This is a genomic window from Longispora sp. NPDC051575, from assembly GCF_040681875.1.
In the GTDB taxonomy this organism is placed as follows: domain Bacteria; phylum Actinomycetota; class Actinomycetes; order Mycobacteriales; family Micromonosporaceae; genus Longispora.
Genome location: NZ_JBFAZP010000004.1, coordinates 634069 through 650682, shown reverse-complemented (window position 1 = coordinate 650682; position 16614 = coordinate 634069). Strand labels below are relative to the sequence as shown.

Genomic DNA, 16614 nt, shown 5'->3' with positions numbered 1-16614 from the left:
GCACACCATGTGAGATGAAGTTATCGTTCGCTATAGTGGCGGTCAATACACGCGCGTAGATGGGGTGGACGATGGAGTCCTCGTTGGTCAAGTCCGCCGAGCGGACGGTCCGGATCCTGGAGGCGCTGGCGGCCTCCCCCGAGCGCCTGACGCTGTCGGAGTTGCAGAAACTCGTCGGGTACCCGCGCAGCAGCCTGCACGCGCTGATCCGCACCCTCGCCGAGCTGAAGTGGATCGAGGCGGACGAGACCCGCTCGGCCTACGGGATCGGCCCGCACGCCCTGCTCACCGGCACCGCCTACCTGGACAAGGACCCGGCGCTGTCGTTCGCCCTGGAGGCCCTGGAGGACCTGCGCGCCGAGGTCGGGCACACCGTGCACTTCGCCCGGCGCGACGAGGGCCACGTGCTCTACCTGGCCAGCCGCGAGTCCCGCGAGGCGGTCCGGGTCATCTCCCGGGTCGGCCGCCGGCTGCCCGCGCACCTCACCGCCCTCGGCCAGGCGCTGCTCGCCGGGCTCACCGACGACGAGGTGGTCGCGATGCTCGGCGGCCCGCTGCCCGCGTTCACCGACGAGAGCATCACCGACGTGCCGACCCTGGTCGCGGAGCTCGACGCGGTCCGGAGCCGGGGCTGGGCCTTCGAGCGGGAACAGGGCACCCCCGGGGTGGCCTGCGTGGCCTGCACCGTGGACTACCGCATCCCGGCCAGCGACGCGATCAGCTGCTCGATGCCGGCGGACCTGCCGCAGCCCGAGGTGGACAAGGTCATCGAGGCCGTCGTGCGGCACACCCGCGCGCTCGGGGCGAAGCTGCGCAAGGAGGGCGTGCGCTAAACCGATGCCCCTTTCGCGGGTACGCGAAGGCGCGCGCCAGCATCGGAACCTCGGTCAACCGCCGTCGACGTAGATCTCCCGGATCCGGAGCGCGATCGCGGTCTGGGCCTCGACGACGGCGTCGCCGGTCAACCGCACCAGGCGTGCCCCCGCGTCCACCGTTCCGCCGACCAGCGCCGCGACGGCGGTGGCCTGGAGGTGGGCCTCGTCGACGAGGTCGCGGATCCGGCGGTCGAGCGCGAGTTCCTTGAGGGCGACGATCTTCCGGTGGGCCTCGAACTGCTCGTCGGAGATGTCCTCGGGCAGCAGATCACCGGCGTAGGCGCCGGCCTGCCGGAGGGCGAGCGCGTTGGCGTGGTGGATGCGGCTGGTGGCCCGGAGCAGCGCCGTGAGGGCCACGTGCAGGTCGGTCAGGTGCTCCAGTTCGAAGGACTCCCGCCGGCGGAGCCGCTCCTGTTCCCGGTCGGCCTCGCGGACGGCCCGGGCGGCGGACCGCTGCCGGGCGTCGCGGCTGCGCTCGGCGAGGTGACTGAGCACCGCCCCCAGGACGAGGGTGACGACGGGCAACGTTGTGGCGAGCCATACCGGCATCAGACCGCCGTCCCGTGCGGGGGCGCGCCGCGGCCGGCCCGGAGCACGGCCCGCAGTTCGTTGGCGGTCAACAGCGCGCCCTCCCGGAGCACCTCCACCTCGGCGGAGGACGTCACCACGTCGGTGAGCGCACCCCGTAGCCGGTGTGCGGCGTCGGGAACGGCGTGCCGTGTGGCGCCGGAGGCCTGGAGGGGACTCCTGGGGGTGCGCACCTCGATCACCTCCGGGTCGTACATGTGCGGGTACCAGATGGCGGCCACCGCCGCCTCGTAGTCGTCGAGCGCGGCGGCGAGAGCGGTCAGTGCCCTCGGGTCCGTGACGCTGGGCGGTCCTTCGTCGACCGCGCGGTCCAGTTGGGTGGCGAGCTCGGTGTGGACCCTGCCCAGGTCCGCCTTCGCCCGGATGAGGGCATCGGCCCGGACGGCGGGCACCGTGTCGGCGACGCGCGCCAGCCCGAGCAGGTCCTGGACCACCATGCGCCTGACCTGCTCGACGATCTCCCCCTGGACTGTCGTGTCCCGTACCCATGTCATGGTGGACAGGGTGGCTGACGCGTCGATGAACTGCCGCATCGTGGCCGTGTCGTCCCGGGAGCCGATGGGCAGGGCCCCGCCGTACGTCAGCTGCGGCGCGCAGTGGGCGAGCCATCCGGGGGCCGAGAGGCGCAGGTGGCGCAGCGCCTCGGTGATCACCGGGCCGAGCAGTGCGGCGCTGTCGCGCCAGACCTCAGCGGGCTGGCAGGTGGCGAGGGCGGCCACGATCCCGGCGCTCGCGTCCTCGTCCGTGGCCGTGAGCCGCACGGCGCCCAGCGCGCCGCGGAACGTCGCGTAGTTGTCCCGCCACTCGCGCGGCGCGCCCACGACGTCAGGCAGGTGGGGAAGCAGTTCGGCGCACCACGCGCGGAACTGTCGCCGCGACACCGTGGGCAGGGCGGTGTGCCGCCACCAGCTCATCAGCTCGCCCGGAAGCGTGGCCGGCGGCGGTAGGGGAGCGACCTTCGTGGCCGCGTTCCGCAGGAGGTCCCGCGCGTCCGGAGGAAGGGAGCGGATGTCCCGCGTCAGCACGGACCGCAGATCGTGCCTGTCTGGGGCCGCGAGCGCCAGCCGGGCCAGTTCCGCGTACCTGCGCCCCAGTTCCTCCTGCCGGTCACAGTCGACCATCGCGGTGCGGAATGCCCCGACCACCTCGCGAAGAGCCACGGGGGCGGTGTGGTCTCCGAGGATGCGCGGGAGGTCGCCGTGGGTGGCGTGGAGGTCCTGCGCCAACCCGGAGACGCACGCCAACCAGCGCAGGTCCGAGCGGCGCCGGTCCGGCCAGCTCCGTACCGCGTTCAGGGAGGTGCGTGCCTCCCGGACGAGACGCAGCACGTCGTCCTCGACGGAACTCCACCGTTCCAGCGCGGCCCGGTTGCGTTCGTAGTACGTGTCGATCCAGTGCAGCAGGCGCACTCGTACCTCGTTCGGATGCCGGTGGGCGAGGGGAAGCACGTGCACGCGCCGTTCTCCGACGTCGGTGAACATGACCAGGCAGGGAAGGTGGCGGCCGATGCCGAGTCTCTGGGCGAACAGCGCGGCCTCCTCGGCCGCCGGAGTTGCCGACGTGTGGATGTCGTCGTGGTCGTCGATCGCCACCGCGATCTCGTGGGGCCCGCGCAGGGGCCGCAGGACCACCGGCCGCAGTTCCCGCCAGTCGAGGTCCTCGAAGTCGAGCCTGTCTTGACCGGCCTCGGCGAACGAGTTGGGCCGCAGTAGACGGCGGAGCCTTGTGGCCATGGAGCGGTCAGGGGCCGGAGCTGGTTCGGCGCGTGGCCGCGAGGTACCCGTGAAGAAGGCGAATCTGACCCGGTCGGCCGTGCGCGCGCACAGCTCCTGGGCATGGAGCCGCAGCAGACGGCTACTGGTCGACGAGTAGTCGTTGACGACCAGGATGCTCCAGTTGAACCGGTCGGTCAGGCCGGTGGGCCGAGGGTCGACGCTGAACAGGTACTCATAGACAGCACGTGCGGACTGTGCCCTGTAGCCCATGAGCCACGTAACCAGTTCCGTCGGAGAAGTGTCAAGGTATTCCGTCAGTCGGGGAGGAGCCAGACATCGGACCGTCCCCGGGGGCGGTCCGCCGACGTCCCCGAGCCGCTCCGCCGCCCTCGCCCGTGACCTGCGGCGAAACGCCGTCCCGCTGGGCGGAGTGTGCCGTTGACACGGTTCCCTCCCCGGTGGTCTGATCGCGGCGCACTCCAGGTAAGGAAGGTTATCTATCTAATGTGAGGTGCGTCGTGAAGTCCAGACCCCTTCTGCGTCTCCTGCCCACGTTCGGCTCGGCGCTGCTGGTCGCGGCCATACTCCCCGCCGGTAGCGCCGCCGCCGCTGCCACCCGCTACGAGGCCGAGAACGCCGCGATCGCCCAGGGCGTGGTGGCCACCAACCACACCGGCTACTCCGGTACCGGCTTCGCCGACTCCACCAACGTGGCCGGCAGCTACGTCGAGTTCACGGTCTCCGCCCCGTCGGCGGGCACGGCCACCCTCGGCGTCCGGTACGCCAACGGGACCGCCGCCGACCGGCCCGCCGACATCGCGGTGAACGGCACCGTGGTCGCGGCGGGCGCGTCGTTCCCGGCCACCGCGAACTGGGACACCTGGGAGACGCGGACCATCACGGCGCCGGTCGTCGCCGGTACCAACAAGATCCGGCTCACCGGCACCACCGCGACGGGCGGTCCCAACCTGGACTACCTCGACGTGGACGTCGCCGCCACGCCGGCCACCGACTACCAGGCCGAGAACGCCGCCATCTCGCTGGGCGTGGTCGAGGCCAACCACACCGGCTACACGGGTACCGGCTTCGTCAACTACGACAACGTGGTCGGCGGCCACGTGGAGTTCACGGTGAACTCGGCGACCGCAGGCACGTACGCCGTCAGGCTGCGCTACTCCAACGGCACCACGGTGGACCGACCGCTGGACGTCGCCGTGAACGGCACGGTCGTCGCCCCGGCGGTGTCCTTCCCCTCCACCACGAACTGGGACACCTGGGCCGAGAAGACGGTCAGCGCCACCCTCGTCGCGGGCGCCAACACGATCCGGGCCACCGCGACCAGCGCCGTCGGCGGGCCGAACCTGGACCGGATCAGCGTCGCCGCGCCGAGCGACACCCAGCCCCCGACCGCCCCGGGCAACGCCCGCGTCGTGGGCGAGGTCCAGCCGACCCAGGTGGAACTCGCCTGGAACGCGGCCACCGACAACGTCGGCGTGGCGATGTACGAGGTCTACAACGGCGGCAACGTCATGCAGACCGTCGGCGGCAACATCACCTCGGTGATCCTGAAGAACCTGACCCCCAACACGCGGTACGTGCTGAGCGTGCAGGCGCGCGACGGGGCCGGGAACGGCTCGGTCGGCAGCAACAACGTCGACATCACCACCCCGCCGAGCGACGACCCGCAGCCGCCGACCACCCCGACCGGGCTGCGCTCCACCAACGTCGGCTCCACGAGCGCCACCCTGGCCTGGAACCCCTCCACGGACAACGTCGGCGTCACCGGGTACAACGTCTACCGCGACGGCACGAAGTTCGCCACGGTGCCCGACCTGACGGCCACGGCCGACGGGCTGACCGCCAACACCACGTACTCGTTCGCGGTGGAGGCGTTCGACGCCAACAACAACGTCTCGGCGCGCAGCGCGGGCCTGTCGGTGAAGACCACGGGCGCGGCCGGCGGCGGGGACCCCGTCTACGACAAGGACGTCACGAAGCTCGACCTGCCGTGGGGGATCGGCTTCTTGCCCGACGGGTCGGCGCTGGTCGCCGAGCGCGACCGGTTCGAGATCGTCCGGGTGACCCTCGCCGGGCAGAAGACGGTCGTCGGCAAGGTCACCGAGGCGGTCACCACCGTCGGCGAGGGCGGGCTGCTCGGGCTGGCCGTGTCGCCGACGTTCGCCACGGACCACTACGTCTACGTGTACTACACCTCCGCCTCCGACAACCGGGTCGCCCGGTTCACGTACGAGAACGGGGCGATCGGGGCCCGGGAACCGCTGGTCACCGGGATCTCCAAGTCCAAGTTCCACAATGGCGGCCGGCTCAAGTTCGGCCCCGACGGGTACCTGTACATCACGGTCGGCGACGCGCAGGACGGCCAGCGGGCCCAGAACCTCAACTCCCTCAACGGCAAGATCCTCCGGGTGACCACCACCGGGGCGCCCGCGCCGGGCAACCCGTTCGGCACCCGGGTGTACAGCTACGGGCATCGCAACCCGCAGGGCCTGGCCTGGGACTCCATGGGCCGGCTGTGGGCCTCGGAGTTCGGCGACGGCACCTGGGACGAGCTGAACCTGATCCAGTCCGGCAAGAACTACGGCTGGCCCAACTGCGAGGGCTCGTGCTCCAACACCGCGTACGTGAACCCGGTCCGGCAGTGGGACGTGGCCTCGGCCTCGCCCAGCGGCCTGGAGATCGTCAACGACTGGATCTACATGGCGGCCGTCCGGGGCGGGCGGCTGTGGGTCATGAAGATCACCGGGAACACCACGGACACCCCGCGCGCGTTCTTCAACGGCCGGTGGGGCCGGGTGCGCACGGTCGTCAGGACGCCCGACGGCGGGCTGTGGCTGACCTCCACGAACAACGACAAGAACGGCGGCACGCCGACCGTGCTGGACAACTCCATCGTCCGGCTGTCGTTCGCGGGCGGGACGGCGCCGTTCGCGCTGACCAGCACCGCGTACGCCAACAACGGGAACATCCCGGTGAAGTACACGTGTCAGCAGGACGGGGTGGCCGGCAACGACATCTCGCCACCGTTGGCGTGGGGGGCGGGCGCCGGGGCGAAGAGCTACGCGATCACCTTCGTCGACACGGCCAACAGCGGCAAACACTGGGTGATCTGGGACCTCGCGCCGACGAAGAGCTCGCTGCCCGAGGGGCTCGGCCTCGGCTACGACGTGCCCGGCCAGTCACCGGCGAAACAGAAGGGGATGAGTACCGGGAACAAGGCCCTCCAGTTCTTCGGCCCCTGCCCCGGCAGCAGTACCCATAAATACGAGTTCACGCTCTACGCCCTCGACGTCGCCACGCTGCCCGGCGTGACCTCCTCGTCGAGTGTCGCGGCGGTGGAGACGGCGATCCTCGCCCACGACCTGGCCAGCACTAAGCTGGCGGGGAACTCGGCGGCGCACACCTAGCCGCGACCCGACGCGGCCTCCTCGGGGCCGTGCGGCACCACCCGGCCGGGCTGGTCTCCCCAGCCCGGCCGGCACCACGCCGGGGAGGCGCGTTGTCCGACCGGCGGCGGGGGCCGATCCTGGCGGTCTGCTGCATGAGCCTGCTGATCGTCGGCCTGGACAACACCATCGTCAACGTCGCGCTGCCGTCCATCCGGCGCGAGTTCGACGCCACGGTCGCGGACCTGCAGTGGACCATCGACGCGTACACCGTGGTGCTGGCCAGCCTGCTGATCCTGTCCGGCTCGACGGCGGACCGGCTCGGCCGGCGGCGTACCTTCCAGGTCGGTCTGGTCCTCTTCACCGGCGGCTCGTTCCTGTGCGGCCTCGCGCCCGGCCTCGGCTGGCTGGTCGCGGCCCGGATCGTGCAGGCGGTCGGCGGCTCGATGCTCAACCCGGTCGCCATGTCCATCATCACGAACACGTTCACCGAGCCCCGGGAACGCGCCCGCGCGATCGGCGTGTGGTCCGGGGTGGTCGGGATCAGCATGGCGCTCGGCCCCGTGGTCGGCGGCCTGCTCGTCGGTACCGTCGGCTGGCGGGCCATCTTCTGGATCAACATCCCGGTCGGCCTCGCGGCGGTCGTGCTCACCGCGGTGTTCGTCCCCGAGTCCCGCGCGCCCCGGCCCCGCCGGCCCGACCTGGTCGGCCAGGCCCTGGTGATCACCCTGCTCGGTTCGGTGACGTTCGCGATCATCGAGGGCCCGACGGCCGGCTGGGGCTCCCCGCCGATCCTCGGCCTCGGCACCCTGGCCGTCGCGGCCCTGGCCGCCCTGCTGTACTACGAACCGCGCCGGGTCGACCCGCTGCTGGAACTCCGGTTCTTCCGCAGCGCGCCGTTCTCCGGCGCCACCCTGATCGCGGTCAGCTCGTTCGCGGCGCTCGGCGGGTTCCTGTTCCTCAACACCCTGTACCTCCAGGACGTCCGGGGGCTGTCCGCCGCGCACGCCGGGCTCGCGGTACTGCCGATGGCCGTGATGGTCCTGGTCTTCGGCCCGCTGACCGGCCGGCTCGTCGGCCACCGGGGGCCACGCCTGCCGCTGCTCGTCGCGGGCGCCGCCTTCGCGGTCAGCGGGCTGATGATGCTGCCGGTGACCGTCGCGACCCCGCTGGGCTGGCTGATCGCGGCCTACGCCGTCTTCGGGTTCGGCTTCGCGGTCGTCAACCCGCCGATCACCCAGACCGCGGTGTCGGGCATGCCGCGCGCCCAGGCCGGGGTGGCCGCCGCGATCGCGTCCACCAGCCGGCAGGTCGGCCAGTCCCTCGGGGTGGCGGTCGCCGGGGCCCTGGCGGCGTCCGCGCTGGCGTCCGGGGCCGGATCCGACGCGTTCCCCTGGTGGCTGATCGTGGGGTACGGGCTCGCGGTGCTCGCCGTCACGCTGCTCACCACCGGGCCGGGCCTGGTCCGCCCGGAGCCCGCCCCGTGAGGCCGTCCACCCGGCGGCCCGGGTGCACGGATCGGGCCGAATACGACACGGTCGCGGCCACCCCGCAGGCCGGGGGGCTCGGCGGGGGCTGACGCGGGCACGCCGGCCGGGTCGGGGGGCGACCTGGCCGGCGTGCGCGGAGGGGTGGAATCAGCTGTCGATGCGGAACGGGTCGCCGTAGACCTTCCAGCTCAGCGGCGGGTTCAGGTCCAGGTTGCCGGCCTTGAGGAACACCCGCTGGGCGGTGTCGACCCGGCTGGTGTCGGAGTGCGCGTCCTCGTGCTTCATCGCGACCTTGCGCGCGTCGAGGAACGCGTTGAGGTAGGTCACCTGGTCCCCGCCCTGCGACGGCGGCTTGGCCTTCTTCAGGGCGTTCTTGCGGATCGAGCCGAAGCTGTCCCGGTCGGTGCCGTTGCCGTGCATCACGATCGTGTCGTAGTAGGCGAACTGGCCTAGGGCCCACAGGCCGTCGGCCTTGGCCTGCTGGACGGCCGGGTTGAAGTACACCCGGTCGCGCTCGTCGTCCTGGGCCTTCTTGAACGCCGAGTCCTTGGCGGCCGTCGCCCAGTCCTTCTCGAAGGCGGACCCGAGCCCGGTGTGCGAGTCGGTGCCGTTGACCTTGCGCAGCGCCGGCAGGTACTTGGCGAGCACGTTGCCCGGCTTGCGCTGGGCGTACAGCTCCACGAGGTCGAGCATGTCCCCGGTCCCGGAACAGAACCCGATGATGCCGGCCGTGTAGCCCCGGCCGTCGTCGATGTCCTCGATGTACTTGTACTGCGACTTCCAGTCCAGCGAGGAGTTCTCCGCGCTGGACACCAGCTGCATGGCGATGTCCTTCTTGTGCGGGTCGTTCAGGTCCACGTGCGCGGCGTTGGCCGAGGCCGCCGGCGTGGACAGGTGCGCGGACGCGGTGCTCGACAGGACGAGGGGAGCGCCCGCGATCAGGGTCACCGCCGCCGCCACGCTGACGAGCCGTTGGGACAACCGCATGGGTACCTCCTGAGGGGGGAAGGTTAGGAAGGTTACCTAACCTTCCTAACCTCCAAGGTCGTCCGTGTCAACGGGGTCGGGCAAAGCTGGCCCACCGGGCACTTTCCGGCACTTGTACTTTCCGATTGGCACAGGGTGCGCCCGGGTCCCCTGTGGCCGGACTACTCCCGGGTCGTCCTCCGCGCCGGCCGGACTACTCCACAGGGAGGGCGCCCGACTACTCCTCACGACGGACGGCCCGCGCCCCCGATCCGGATACCCTCGGAGGGCCGATACCGGGGGAGGCCGCATGTCCACGTCGAAGCCCACGCGCAAGGTGGGTCTGCGGACTCTCCTGCCCTACCTGCGCGCCTACCGGGGCACGCTGTCCGTCGTGGCGGTGCTGTCCCTGGTCGCGGCCGCCGGCACCCTCGTCCAGCCCCTGGTCACCCGCGAGCTGCTGAACGCGATCGGCGCCCGCGAGTCCTACGGGCGGTTCGTCCTGATCCTGGTGGCCCTGCTGGTCGGCGCCTCGGTGATCGACAGCATCCGGGAGTACCTGCTCCAGCGCACCGCCGAGGGCCTCGTCCTGTCCTCGCGCCGTCGGCTCACCGGCCACCTGCTCCGCCTCCCCATCGTGGAGTACGACCGGCGCCGGGTCGGCGACCTGCTCTCCCGGGTCGGCGCGGACACCACCCTGCTGCGGGCCGTGGTCACCTCCGGGCTGTTCGAGATCGTCTCCGGCGCGGTGATGGTGGTCGGCGCGGCCACCGCGATGATCGTGCTCGACCCGCTGCTGTTCGCCGTCACCCTGGTCGGGCTCGCGGCCGGCCTGGCCGCCGGGATCGGCTTCGCGGGCAAGGTCCGGCGCGCGTCGCTGGAGGCGCAGACCCGGGTCGGGGAGATGACCTCCGCCGTCGAGCGCGCCATCTCCGCCGCCCGGACCATCCGGGCCAGCCGGGCCGAGGCCCGCGAGACCGACGTGGTCTCCGCCAGCGCCCAGGACGCCTACGACGCGGGCCTGCGGATCGCCCGGCTCCAGGCCTTCATCCGGCCCACGGTCGTGACCGCGATCCAGGGCTCCTTCCTCCTGGTACTGGGGGTCGGCGGCGCCCGGGTCGCCAGTGGACACATCACGGTCGGCGACCTGGTGGCCTTCATCCTGTTCCTGTTCTTCCTGGTCATGCCGCTCGGCGGAGCCCTGCAGGCGTACACGCAGCTCCAGGCGGGGCTCGGCGCGCTCGAACGGATCGAGGAGATCCTCACCCTGCCGGCGGAGACCGACCACGACCTCGCCACGACGGCCCCGGCGGTGGGCGGCCCGGCCGTCGAGTTCGACCAGGTCGGCTTCTCCTACGAGAACGGCGACCCGGTGCTGCGCGACATCACCTTCACCGTGCCGTACGGGACCCGCACCGCGCTCGTCGGCCCGTCCGGCGCCGGCAAGTCCACGCTGCTGTCCCTCGTCGAGCGCTTCTACGAACTCGACCAGGGCGAGCTGCGGGTCGCCGGCCGCGACGTGCGCGCCCAGCCCCGCGACGAACTGCGCTCCCACCTGGGGTACGTGGAACAGGAGGCCCCGGTCCTCGCCGGCACCCTGCGCGACAACCTGCTGCTCGCCTCGCCCACGGCCACCGAGGCGCAGATGGCCGACGTGCTGGCCGCCGTGAACCTGACCGACCTGATCGACCGCACCCCGCTCGGCCTGGACGCCCAGGTCGGCGAGGGCGGGGTGCTGCTGTCCGGCGGGGAGCGCCAGCGGCTCGCCATCGCGCGTACCCTGCTGTCGGCCCCGCCGATCCTGCTGCTGGACGAGCCGACCAGCAACCTCGACGCCCGCAACGAGGCCGCGCTGCGCCAGGCCATCGCGGCCGTCGCCGAGAACCGGACCCTGATCGTGGTGGCGCACCGGCTGTCCACGGTGGTCGACTCCGACCAGATCGTGGTCCTCGAACACGGCAAGGTGGTGGCGGTCGGGCGGCACACGGAGCTGCTGGAGACCAGCCCGCTGTACCGCGAGCTGGCCGCCCACCAGTTCCTGGTCGCCGTCGACTGACCCGCGCCACGGGACACCGGCCGGATCGCGCCGGGCGCGCCACGAAGCCGGGCGCGCCACGAAGCCGGGCCTGCCGTGCCGGGTGGACCCCGAGCCGGCAAGATCGCGCCCGAGCGGCCCACCGGCCGCCCGGGCGCATGTCGACGCCGGTCAGAGGCCCGTGACGACCCGCCACACCGGCAGGTAGAACGGCTGGTCGGGCTGGCCCGTCAGGTAGCCCCGGAAGCCCAGTGACGTCGCCACCGTCACCTCCGCCGCCGAGTCGCCCTCGAACACGGCCGAGCAGCCGCCCGTCTGGCCGAGCGCCCGGGTGAACAGGGCCGGGGCGGGCTTGCGCTCGGCGTCGGTGCGGGGCAGCAGGATCCGGCCCTCGAAGTACGACCAGACGAACGGCTCCGGCTCGGTCCACGTCGCGGCGATGTACGCCTTCAGCGCGTCGATCCGCGCGGCGTCGTCGGCGCCCCAGGACGGCGGGATGTTGCTGATCAGCCCCAGTGGCACCCCGAGCAGGCGCAGCGTGCGCAGGTGCCGGAGCGCGCCCTCCTCGTAGCGGAAGTGGGTCGGGTCGGAGGAGTCGACGAGCACGTCGCCGAGGTCGAAGTAGACGACCGCGCAACGGGTCCGGAGGGGCGCGGGCCCGGCGGCCGCGTGGGCCGGGAGCGCGGGGGCGAGGAGAGCCGCCGCCGCGACCAGGACGGTCGCGAGACGGGAGGGGAATCGGATCATGCATCCATCATGACCGATCACACATCGGCGGTATAAGACCGGTCACACCGGGCGTCGAACATGAATGCCCCCGGAAAACACAAAAGCACCGAAATTTGTACCCTCTAAAAAGGACCAATCTGGGCAAGTCTGTCGCGTGTGACGCCCCCTACAGATGGGTATCAATTGACCATTACCCCCGGTGTGCACCAAACTCCGCTGGGTTGGGAAACGGGCGAGCGAGAGAGGACTCCATGGTGGACAGGACGGCGACAGAGGAGACGGACGCGGCGGTGAGGGCGGTCGTGGGGGAGCGGCTGACCCTCGAGGCGTTCGACCAGCTGGCCGGAAGGTTGTCCGGGCACTCGTTCGTCAAACTGGTCGTGGACCGACCCGCCGGGCGGATCCACTTCCTGTCCCAGGAGGCCTACGGCTTCCACGCCTACTACATCGCCGAGGAGATCCTGCACATCGGGCGCGACGAGCTCGAGGCCAACGTGGACGCGTTCAACCAGCGCTTCTACCACGACCCGGACCGCGACCTGTACCTCGGCCTGCTCGCCCTGCACACCCGGGTCGACGCCGAGACGGGTACCGAGAAGCGGTTCTTCTCCCTGGAGACCGTCGAGGTGGACACGATGACGGCGGAGATGCTCCGCTGGTTCCACCGGTTCGTCCGCGAGCACGTCGACCCCGCGCTGCCGCTGCTGTTCAAGCCGGCGACCCACCTGCAGGAGCAGTACCTCGCGGAGATCCCCGCCGCCGAGGTGCCCCGGATCTCCGCGCACGAACTCTTCTCCGACGCCCCGTTCGTCGCCCTGCAACCGGGGGTCGCCGAGGGCCGGCTGCGCGCCTTCCGCGACGCCCGCGACTACGACCGCGCCGAGCCCCTGGAGTGGTACGACATCATCGCCATGGAACGGGTGCCCGACGACATCCCCCGGCTCGCCGGCATCATCAACGCCCGGCACACCACGCCCCTGTCGCACACCAACGTGCTCGCGGCCGGCTGGCAGATCCCGAACGCGATCCAGCTCGACGTGCTCGACCGGATCGCCGACGAGGGCCTCGACGGGAAGTGGGTCCGCTACGAGGTCACGCCCGACGCGGAGCAGATCGGCCTGACCGTGGTCGACGCCCCGGCCGAGGTCGACCGCCGGCCGGCGTGGGTGGCCCAGCGGGTGCTGATGGAGAGCCCGGAGGTGCTGTCCAACCCGATCGTGTCCCTCGCGGAGCTGCGGACCTCCGACCGGTACCGGTACGGCACCAAGGCCGCCAACCTCGGCGAGCTCCAGCACCTGCTCGCGCACCGGTCCGACCGGTTGCTCGGCTTCTACCAGGTGCCCCGGCCGCCCCGGGACAACCTGCTGCCGTACCTGGAGAAGCTGCTCGGCGCCCCCGACCTGCTCCCGGCCGCGCACCGCCTCCTCAACGACACCCTGTACGTGCCGCGCGGCATCGCCCTGCCGTTCTCCCTGCAACGGGAGTTCCTGGAGTCCTCGCCCCGGATCCAGCAGACCATCGGCAAGCTCAAGATGGCCCTGGAACTCGACGCGCACGAGGTCGACGCGCTGGCCCTGGAGCTGCAGCGCGCGATCCGGGCCACCCGGATGCCGGAGCCGATGCGCCGCCGGATCGACGGGGCGATCGTCGGGCACCTGGGCGGGGTCGGCAGCTTCGTGGTCCGCAGCTCGTCCAACGCCGAGGACCTGGCCGGCTTCTCCGCCGCCGGGATCTACGAGTCCGTCAACCAGGTCACCACCGCCGACCAGGTGGTCCGCAGCGTCACCGACGTGTGGGCGTCGCTGCTGTCCCCGCGCAGCGTGCGGCTCCGCCAGCAGGCCGGCATCTCCCTGGACGACGCGTACATGGGGGTCGTGATCCAGGAGGAGGTGGCCGCCTCGATGGGCGGGGTGCTGGTCACCACCAACCCGTTACGGCGCGCGGACTTTCGCAACGTGTACGTGAACCTGTCGGAGAAGTCCGTCGGGGACATCGTGTCGGGGACGGCCGCTCCGATGCAGTACCTGTTCAACACGGTCGAGGGCGGCGGGCGGACCCTGTCCCTCGGCGACGCCGACCGTGACCTGGGCGGGGCCGACCGCGACCTGCTCGGCCGACTGGCGGTGGCCGGCCGGCTGCTCCAGGCGCACTTCTCGCCGGACTACACGTTCGCCGAGCCCGTGGACATCGAGTGGGTCAGCGACGGGGACCGGGTGGCCGTCGTCCAGCTCCGGCCCTACGCGAGCTGACCGTGACGGCGACCCTCGCGCCCGCGCCCGCCGTCCGCCGGGTCGTGGGCCTCACCTACGGTTTCCAGTTCTTCTTCGGCCTGCTCGTCTGGGTGCCGGTCTTCTACTCCTACCAGCGCCTGGTCGGGCTGAGCAACGAGGAGATCCTCGGCATCCAGAGCGTCTACTACCTCGTGTTCTGCCTGTTCGAGATCCCGACCGGGCTGTTGGCGGACCGGTTCGACTACCGGTGGAGCCTCGGCGCCGGGGCGGGTGTGCTGCTCGCCGCGAACCTGCTGCCGATCGCCGAGCCGTCCTACGCCGGGTTCCTCGCGCACTGGCTGCTCGTGGCCCTGGCCCGGTCCCTGGTGTCGGGGGCGGCGAGCGCGTACCTGTTCGAGTACCTGCACCGGGCCGGGCGCGGGGAGGACTACCAGAGGACCGAGGGGCGGAGCCGGGCGTACAGCCTGGTGGGCAAGATCGCGGTCTGGCCGGTGGCGGGCCTGCTCCTCACCTGGCACATGACCTCGGTGTACTGGCTCACCGCGCTCAACGCCGCCGTCGCGCTGGCCCTGGTCCTCGGCCTGCCGAAACTCCCGCCACCCGTGCACGAGGACGCCCCGCCCGACGAGAAGGTCTCCCTGGGCGCCACCCTGACCGGCGCGTTCACCCAGCTGCGCACCTCCCGCGTGCTCGTCCTGATCATGCTCCAGGGCGTGGCCATCTTCACCCTGGCCCGGATCGGCCAGGTCAACCTGTTCCAGCCCATCCTGGAGTCCAAACACGTCCCGCTGGCCTGGCACGGCCTGGTGATGTCCGCGATGACCGTCTTCGAGGTGCTCGGCGCGGCCCGCAGCCACCGGGTCCGCAAGGTCCTCGGCGACCTGCGCGCCGTGTTCGCCCTGACGGCGGTGATGGCCGGCGCGCTCGCGCTCGTCGTACCCGTCGGGGTGGCTCTGGTCGTGGCCTGTCTGTGCGTGTTCTCCCTGGCCTCGGGGCTGTCGTACCCGATCCAGCGCAAGCTGCTCAACGAGGCGATCACGGACTCGCGGTACCGGGCGACCCTGCTGTCCGCCGAGTCCATCCTCGACCGCGGGGTGTGCGCCCTCGTCGCGCTCGCCCTCGGCGCGTACCTGGCCCACGGCCGGCTCGACGCCTTCCTCGGCCACGCGGCACTCGGTGCCGGGCTGCTGATGGCGATCCTGGTGCCCTTGTTCGCGCTCGCGCGCCGAGTGCCCCCGTCCGTCCTGGCGCGCCGCCGTACCCAAGGAGGATTGTGATGTTGATTTTCGTGGAGGCCGGGATCGCCGGCACCGGCCTGTCCTGCCTGCGGTGGGCCGAGGACGCCGGCCTCGACCCGGCCCTGGTCACCAGCGACCCGTCCGTCTACCGGGACGTGCCCGACGGCAGCCTCCTTGAGCTGTTGGTCAGCCGGGACAGAGTATTCAACGCGAAAGACACCGACGGCGACGAGCTCGACCCCGGGCTGCTCGACTGGGCCCGCTCCGGGGACTCGACAATCGGCGTCGTGTGCGTCGGGGACCGCAACCTGCCGTTCGCGGCGACCCTCGCCGAGGCGCTCGGCGCGCCCTTCCCGTCGGTCGAGGCGGTCGCGACGTTCCGGGACAAGCGCGCCGCCCGGCACGTCTACACCGAACTGGGCATCCGCTCGCCGCGCTGGGCCCCGGCCGCCGACGCCGAGGAGGCCGTCGCCCTGTTCGAGCGGGTCGGGCCCGTGGTGCTGAAGAACGTCAAGGGCGCCGGCAGCCTCGACGTGCTGCTGTGCCGGACCGCCGAGGAGGTCCGCGCGCACCACCACGCGCTGGCCACCGGCGGCCGGTACCTCGACGGGGAGCTGATGGCCGAGGAGTTCGTCACCGGCCCGCTGCTCAGCGTCGAGACCGTCGTCACCGACCAGCGCTGCGTGCACCTGGGCGTCACCGACCGCCAGCTCGGCCCGCGCCCGCACTTCTGCGAGGTGTCCTACACCTTCCCGGTCCTGGCCCCGCCCGCCGCCCGCGCCGAGATGGAACGCGCCGTCGAGGCCTGCGTCCGGCACTTCGGGCTCACCGGGTTCCTGCACTCCGAGTTCATCCTGACCGCCGACGGGCCGGTGCTCGTGGAGATCAACGCGCGGCTCGGCGGCGGGCTGCTCGCCCCGATGATGACCGACTGCCTGACCGTGTCCAGCTGGGAACTGCTCTGCCGGGCCGCGCTCGGCCAGCCGGTGCCCGTGCCGGAGCACACCGGCCGGTACGCGAGCGTCGTCACCGTCTACCCCCAGGCCGCCGGCACCGTGGAATCCCTGGTCGAGCCCGGGGTGGTGGCCGCCAACCCGTTCGTGGTGGACGTGGTGTGGAACGCCGGCCCCGGCGACCGGGTCGCGCCGGCCACCGACTACCGGGGCTCGCTCTGCCAGATCCGGACGGTGGCCGACGCGCCGGCCGTGGCGTACAACGCGGCCCTGACCGCCGCCCGCGACGTCCGGGTGAACCTGGTTGCGGCCGGCCGGAGGCGGGGCTAACCTCGAACGATGATCCGCGCCATGCAGTCGACGACGACGCCAGGACCTCCCTGGCGACGG

The 16614-nt window shown here is 71.8% G+C and carries 11 protein-coding genes; 7 read left to right on the top strand and 4 right to left on the bottom strand.

Features of this window, described 5'->3' with window-relative positions; translation table 11 throughout:
* The first annotated feature begins 71 nt into the window (after positions 1–71).
* Positions 72–833, top strand: a complete 762-nt coding sequence (locus tag AB0M43_RS13815) for an IclR family transcriptional regulator (protein ID WP_363724352.1) — start codon at positions 72–74, stop codon at positions 831–833.
* A gap of 54 nt (positions 834–887) precedes the next feature.
* Here the strand turns inward: AB0M43_RS13815 and AB0M43_RS13810 are convergent, their stop codons facing one another.
* Entirely contained in the window at positions 888–1424 is a 537-nt protein-coding gene (locus AB0M43_RS13810) for a hypothetical protein (protein WP_363724351.1), read from the bottom strand.
* The gene (locus tag AB0M43_RS13805; protein WP_363724349.1) at positions 1424–3448 is read right to left on the bottom strand and encodes a hypothetical protein; all 2025 of its coding nucleotides are present in this window, start codon (positions 3446–3448) and stop codon (positions 1424–1426) included. The genes AB0M43_RS13810 and AB0M43_RS13805 overlap by 1 nt, the downstream gene beginning before the upstream one ends.
* A 248-nt stretch (positions 3449–3696) precedes the next feature.
* Between AB0M43_RS13805 and AB0M43_RS13800 the strand changes: the two genes are divergently transcribed.
* Positions 3697–6603 (top strand): YbhB/YbcL family Raf kinase inhibitor-like protein, encoded by a 2907-nt coding sequence (locus AB0M43_RS13800; RefSeq protein ID WP_363724347.1) that lies wholly within the window; start codon positions 3697–3699, stop codon positions 6601–6603.
* Between the two features lie 92 nt (positions 6604–6695).
* Positions 6696–8069, top strand: coding sequence for an MFS transporter (locus tag AB0M43_RS13795; protein WP_363724345.1), 1374 nt, complete (start codon positions 6696–6698; stop codon positions 8067–8069).
* Positions 8070–8219: 150 nt separating this feature from the next.
* On the opposite strand, the gene AB0M43_RS13790 is transcribed toward AB0M43_RS13795, so the two are convergent.
* Positions 8220–9059 (bottom strand): chitosanase, encoded by an 840-nt coding sequence (locus AB0M43_RS13790; RefSeq protein ID WP_363724343.1) that lies wholly within the window; start codon positions 9057–9059, stop codon positions 8220–8222.
* A 289-nt stretch (positions 9060–9348) separates the two neighbouring features.
* Between AB0M43_RS13790 and AB0M43_RS13785 the strand changes: the two genes are divergently transcribed.
* Positions 9349–11094, top strand: a complete 1746-nt coding sequence (locus AB0M43_RS13785; RefSeq protein ID WP_363724341.1) for an ABC transporter ATP-binding protein — start codon at positions 9349–9351, stop codon at positions 11092–11094.
* Positions 11095–11244: 150 nt separating this feature from the next.
* Here AB0M43_RS13785 and AB0M43_RS13780 read toward each other — a convergent pair whose 3' ends face one another.
* Entirely contained in the window at positions 11245–11820 is a 576-nt protein-coding gene (locus AB0M43_RS13780) for a hypothetical protein (RefSeq protein WP_363724339.1), read from the bottom strand.
* A 233-nt stretch (positions 11821–12053) separates the two neighbouring features.
* Between AB0M43_RS13780 and AB0M43_RS13775 the strand changes: the two genes are divergently transcribed.
* Genes AB0M43_RS13775 through AB0M43_RS13765 form a run of 3 tightly spaced genes read left to right on the top strand, consistent with a single transcriptional unit; the run spans position 12054 to position 16554 of the window.
* Positions 12054–14051 (top strand): PEP/pyruvate-binding domain-containing protein, encoded by a 1998-nt coding sequence (locus AB0M43_RS13775; protein WP_363724338.1) that lies wholly within the window; start codon positions 12054–12056, stop codon positions 14049–14051.
* Between the two features lie 2 nt (positions 14052–14053).
* Positions 14054–15310: an MFS transporter gene (locus AB0M43_RS13770; RefSeq protein ID WP_363724336.1), complete on the top strand. Its 1257-nt coding sequence runs from the start codon at positions 14054–14056 to the stop codon at positions 15308–15310.
* Positions 15310–16554, top strand: a complete 1245-nt coding sequence (locus AB0M43_RS13765; protein WP_363724334.1) for an ATP-grasp domain-containing protein — start codon at positions 15310–15312, stop codon at positions 16552–16554. Before AB0M43_RS13770 ends, AB0M43_RS13765 begins: the two co-directional genes overlap by 1 nt.
* The last annotated feature ends 60 nt before the right edge of the window (positions 16555–16614 follow it).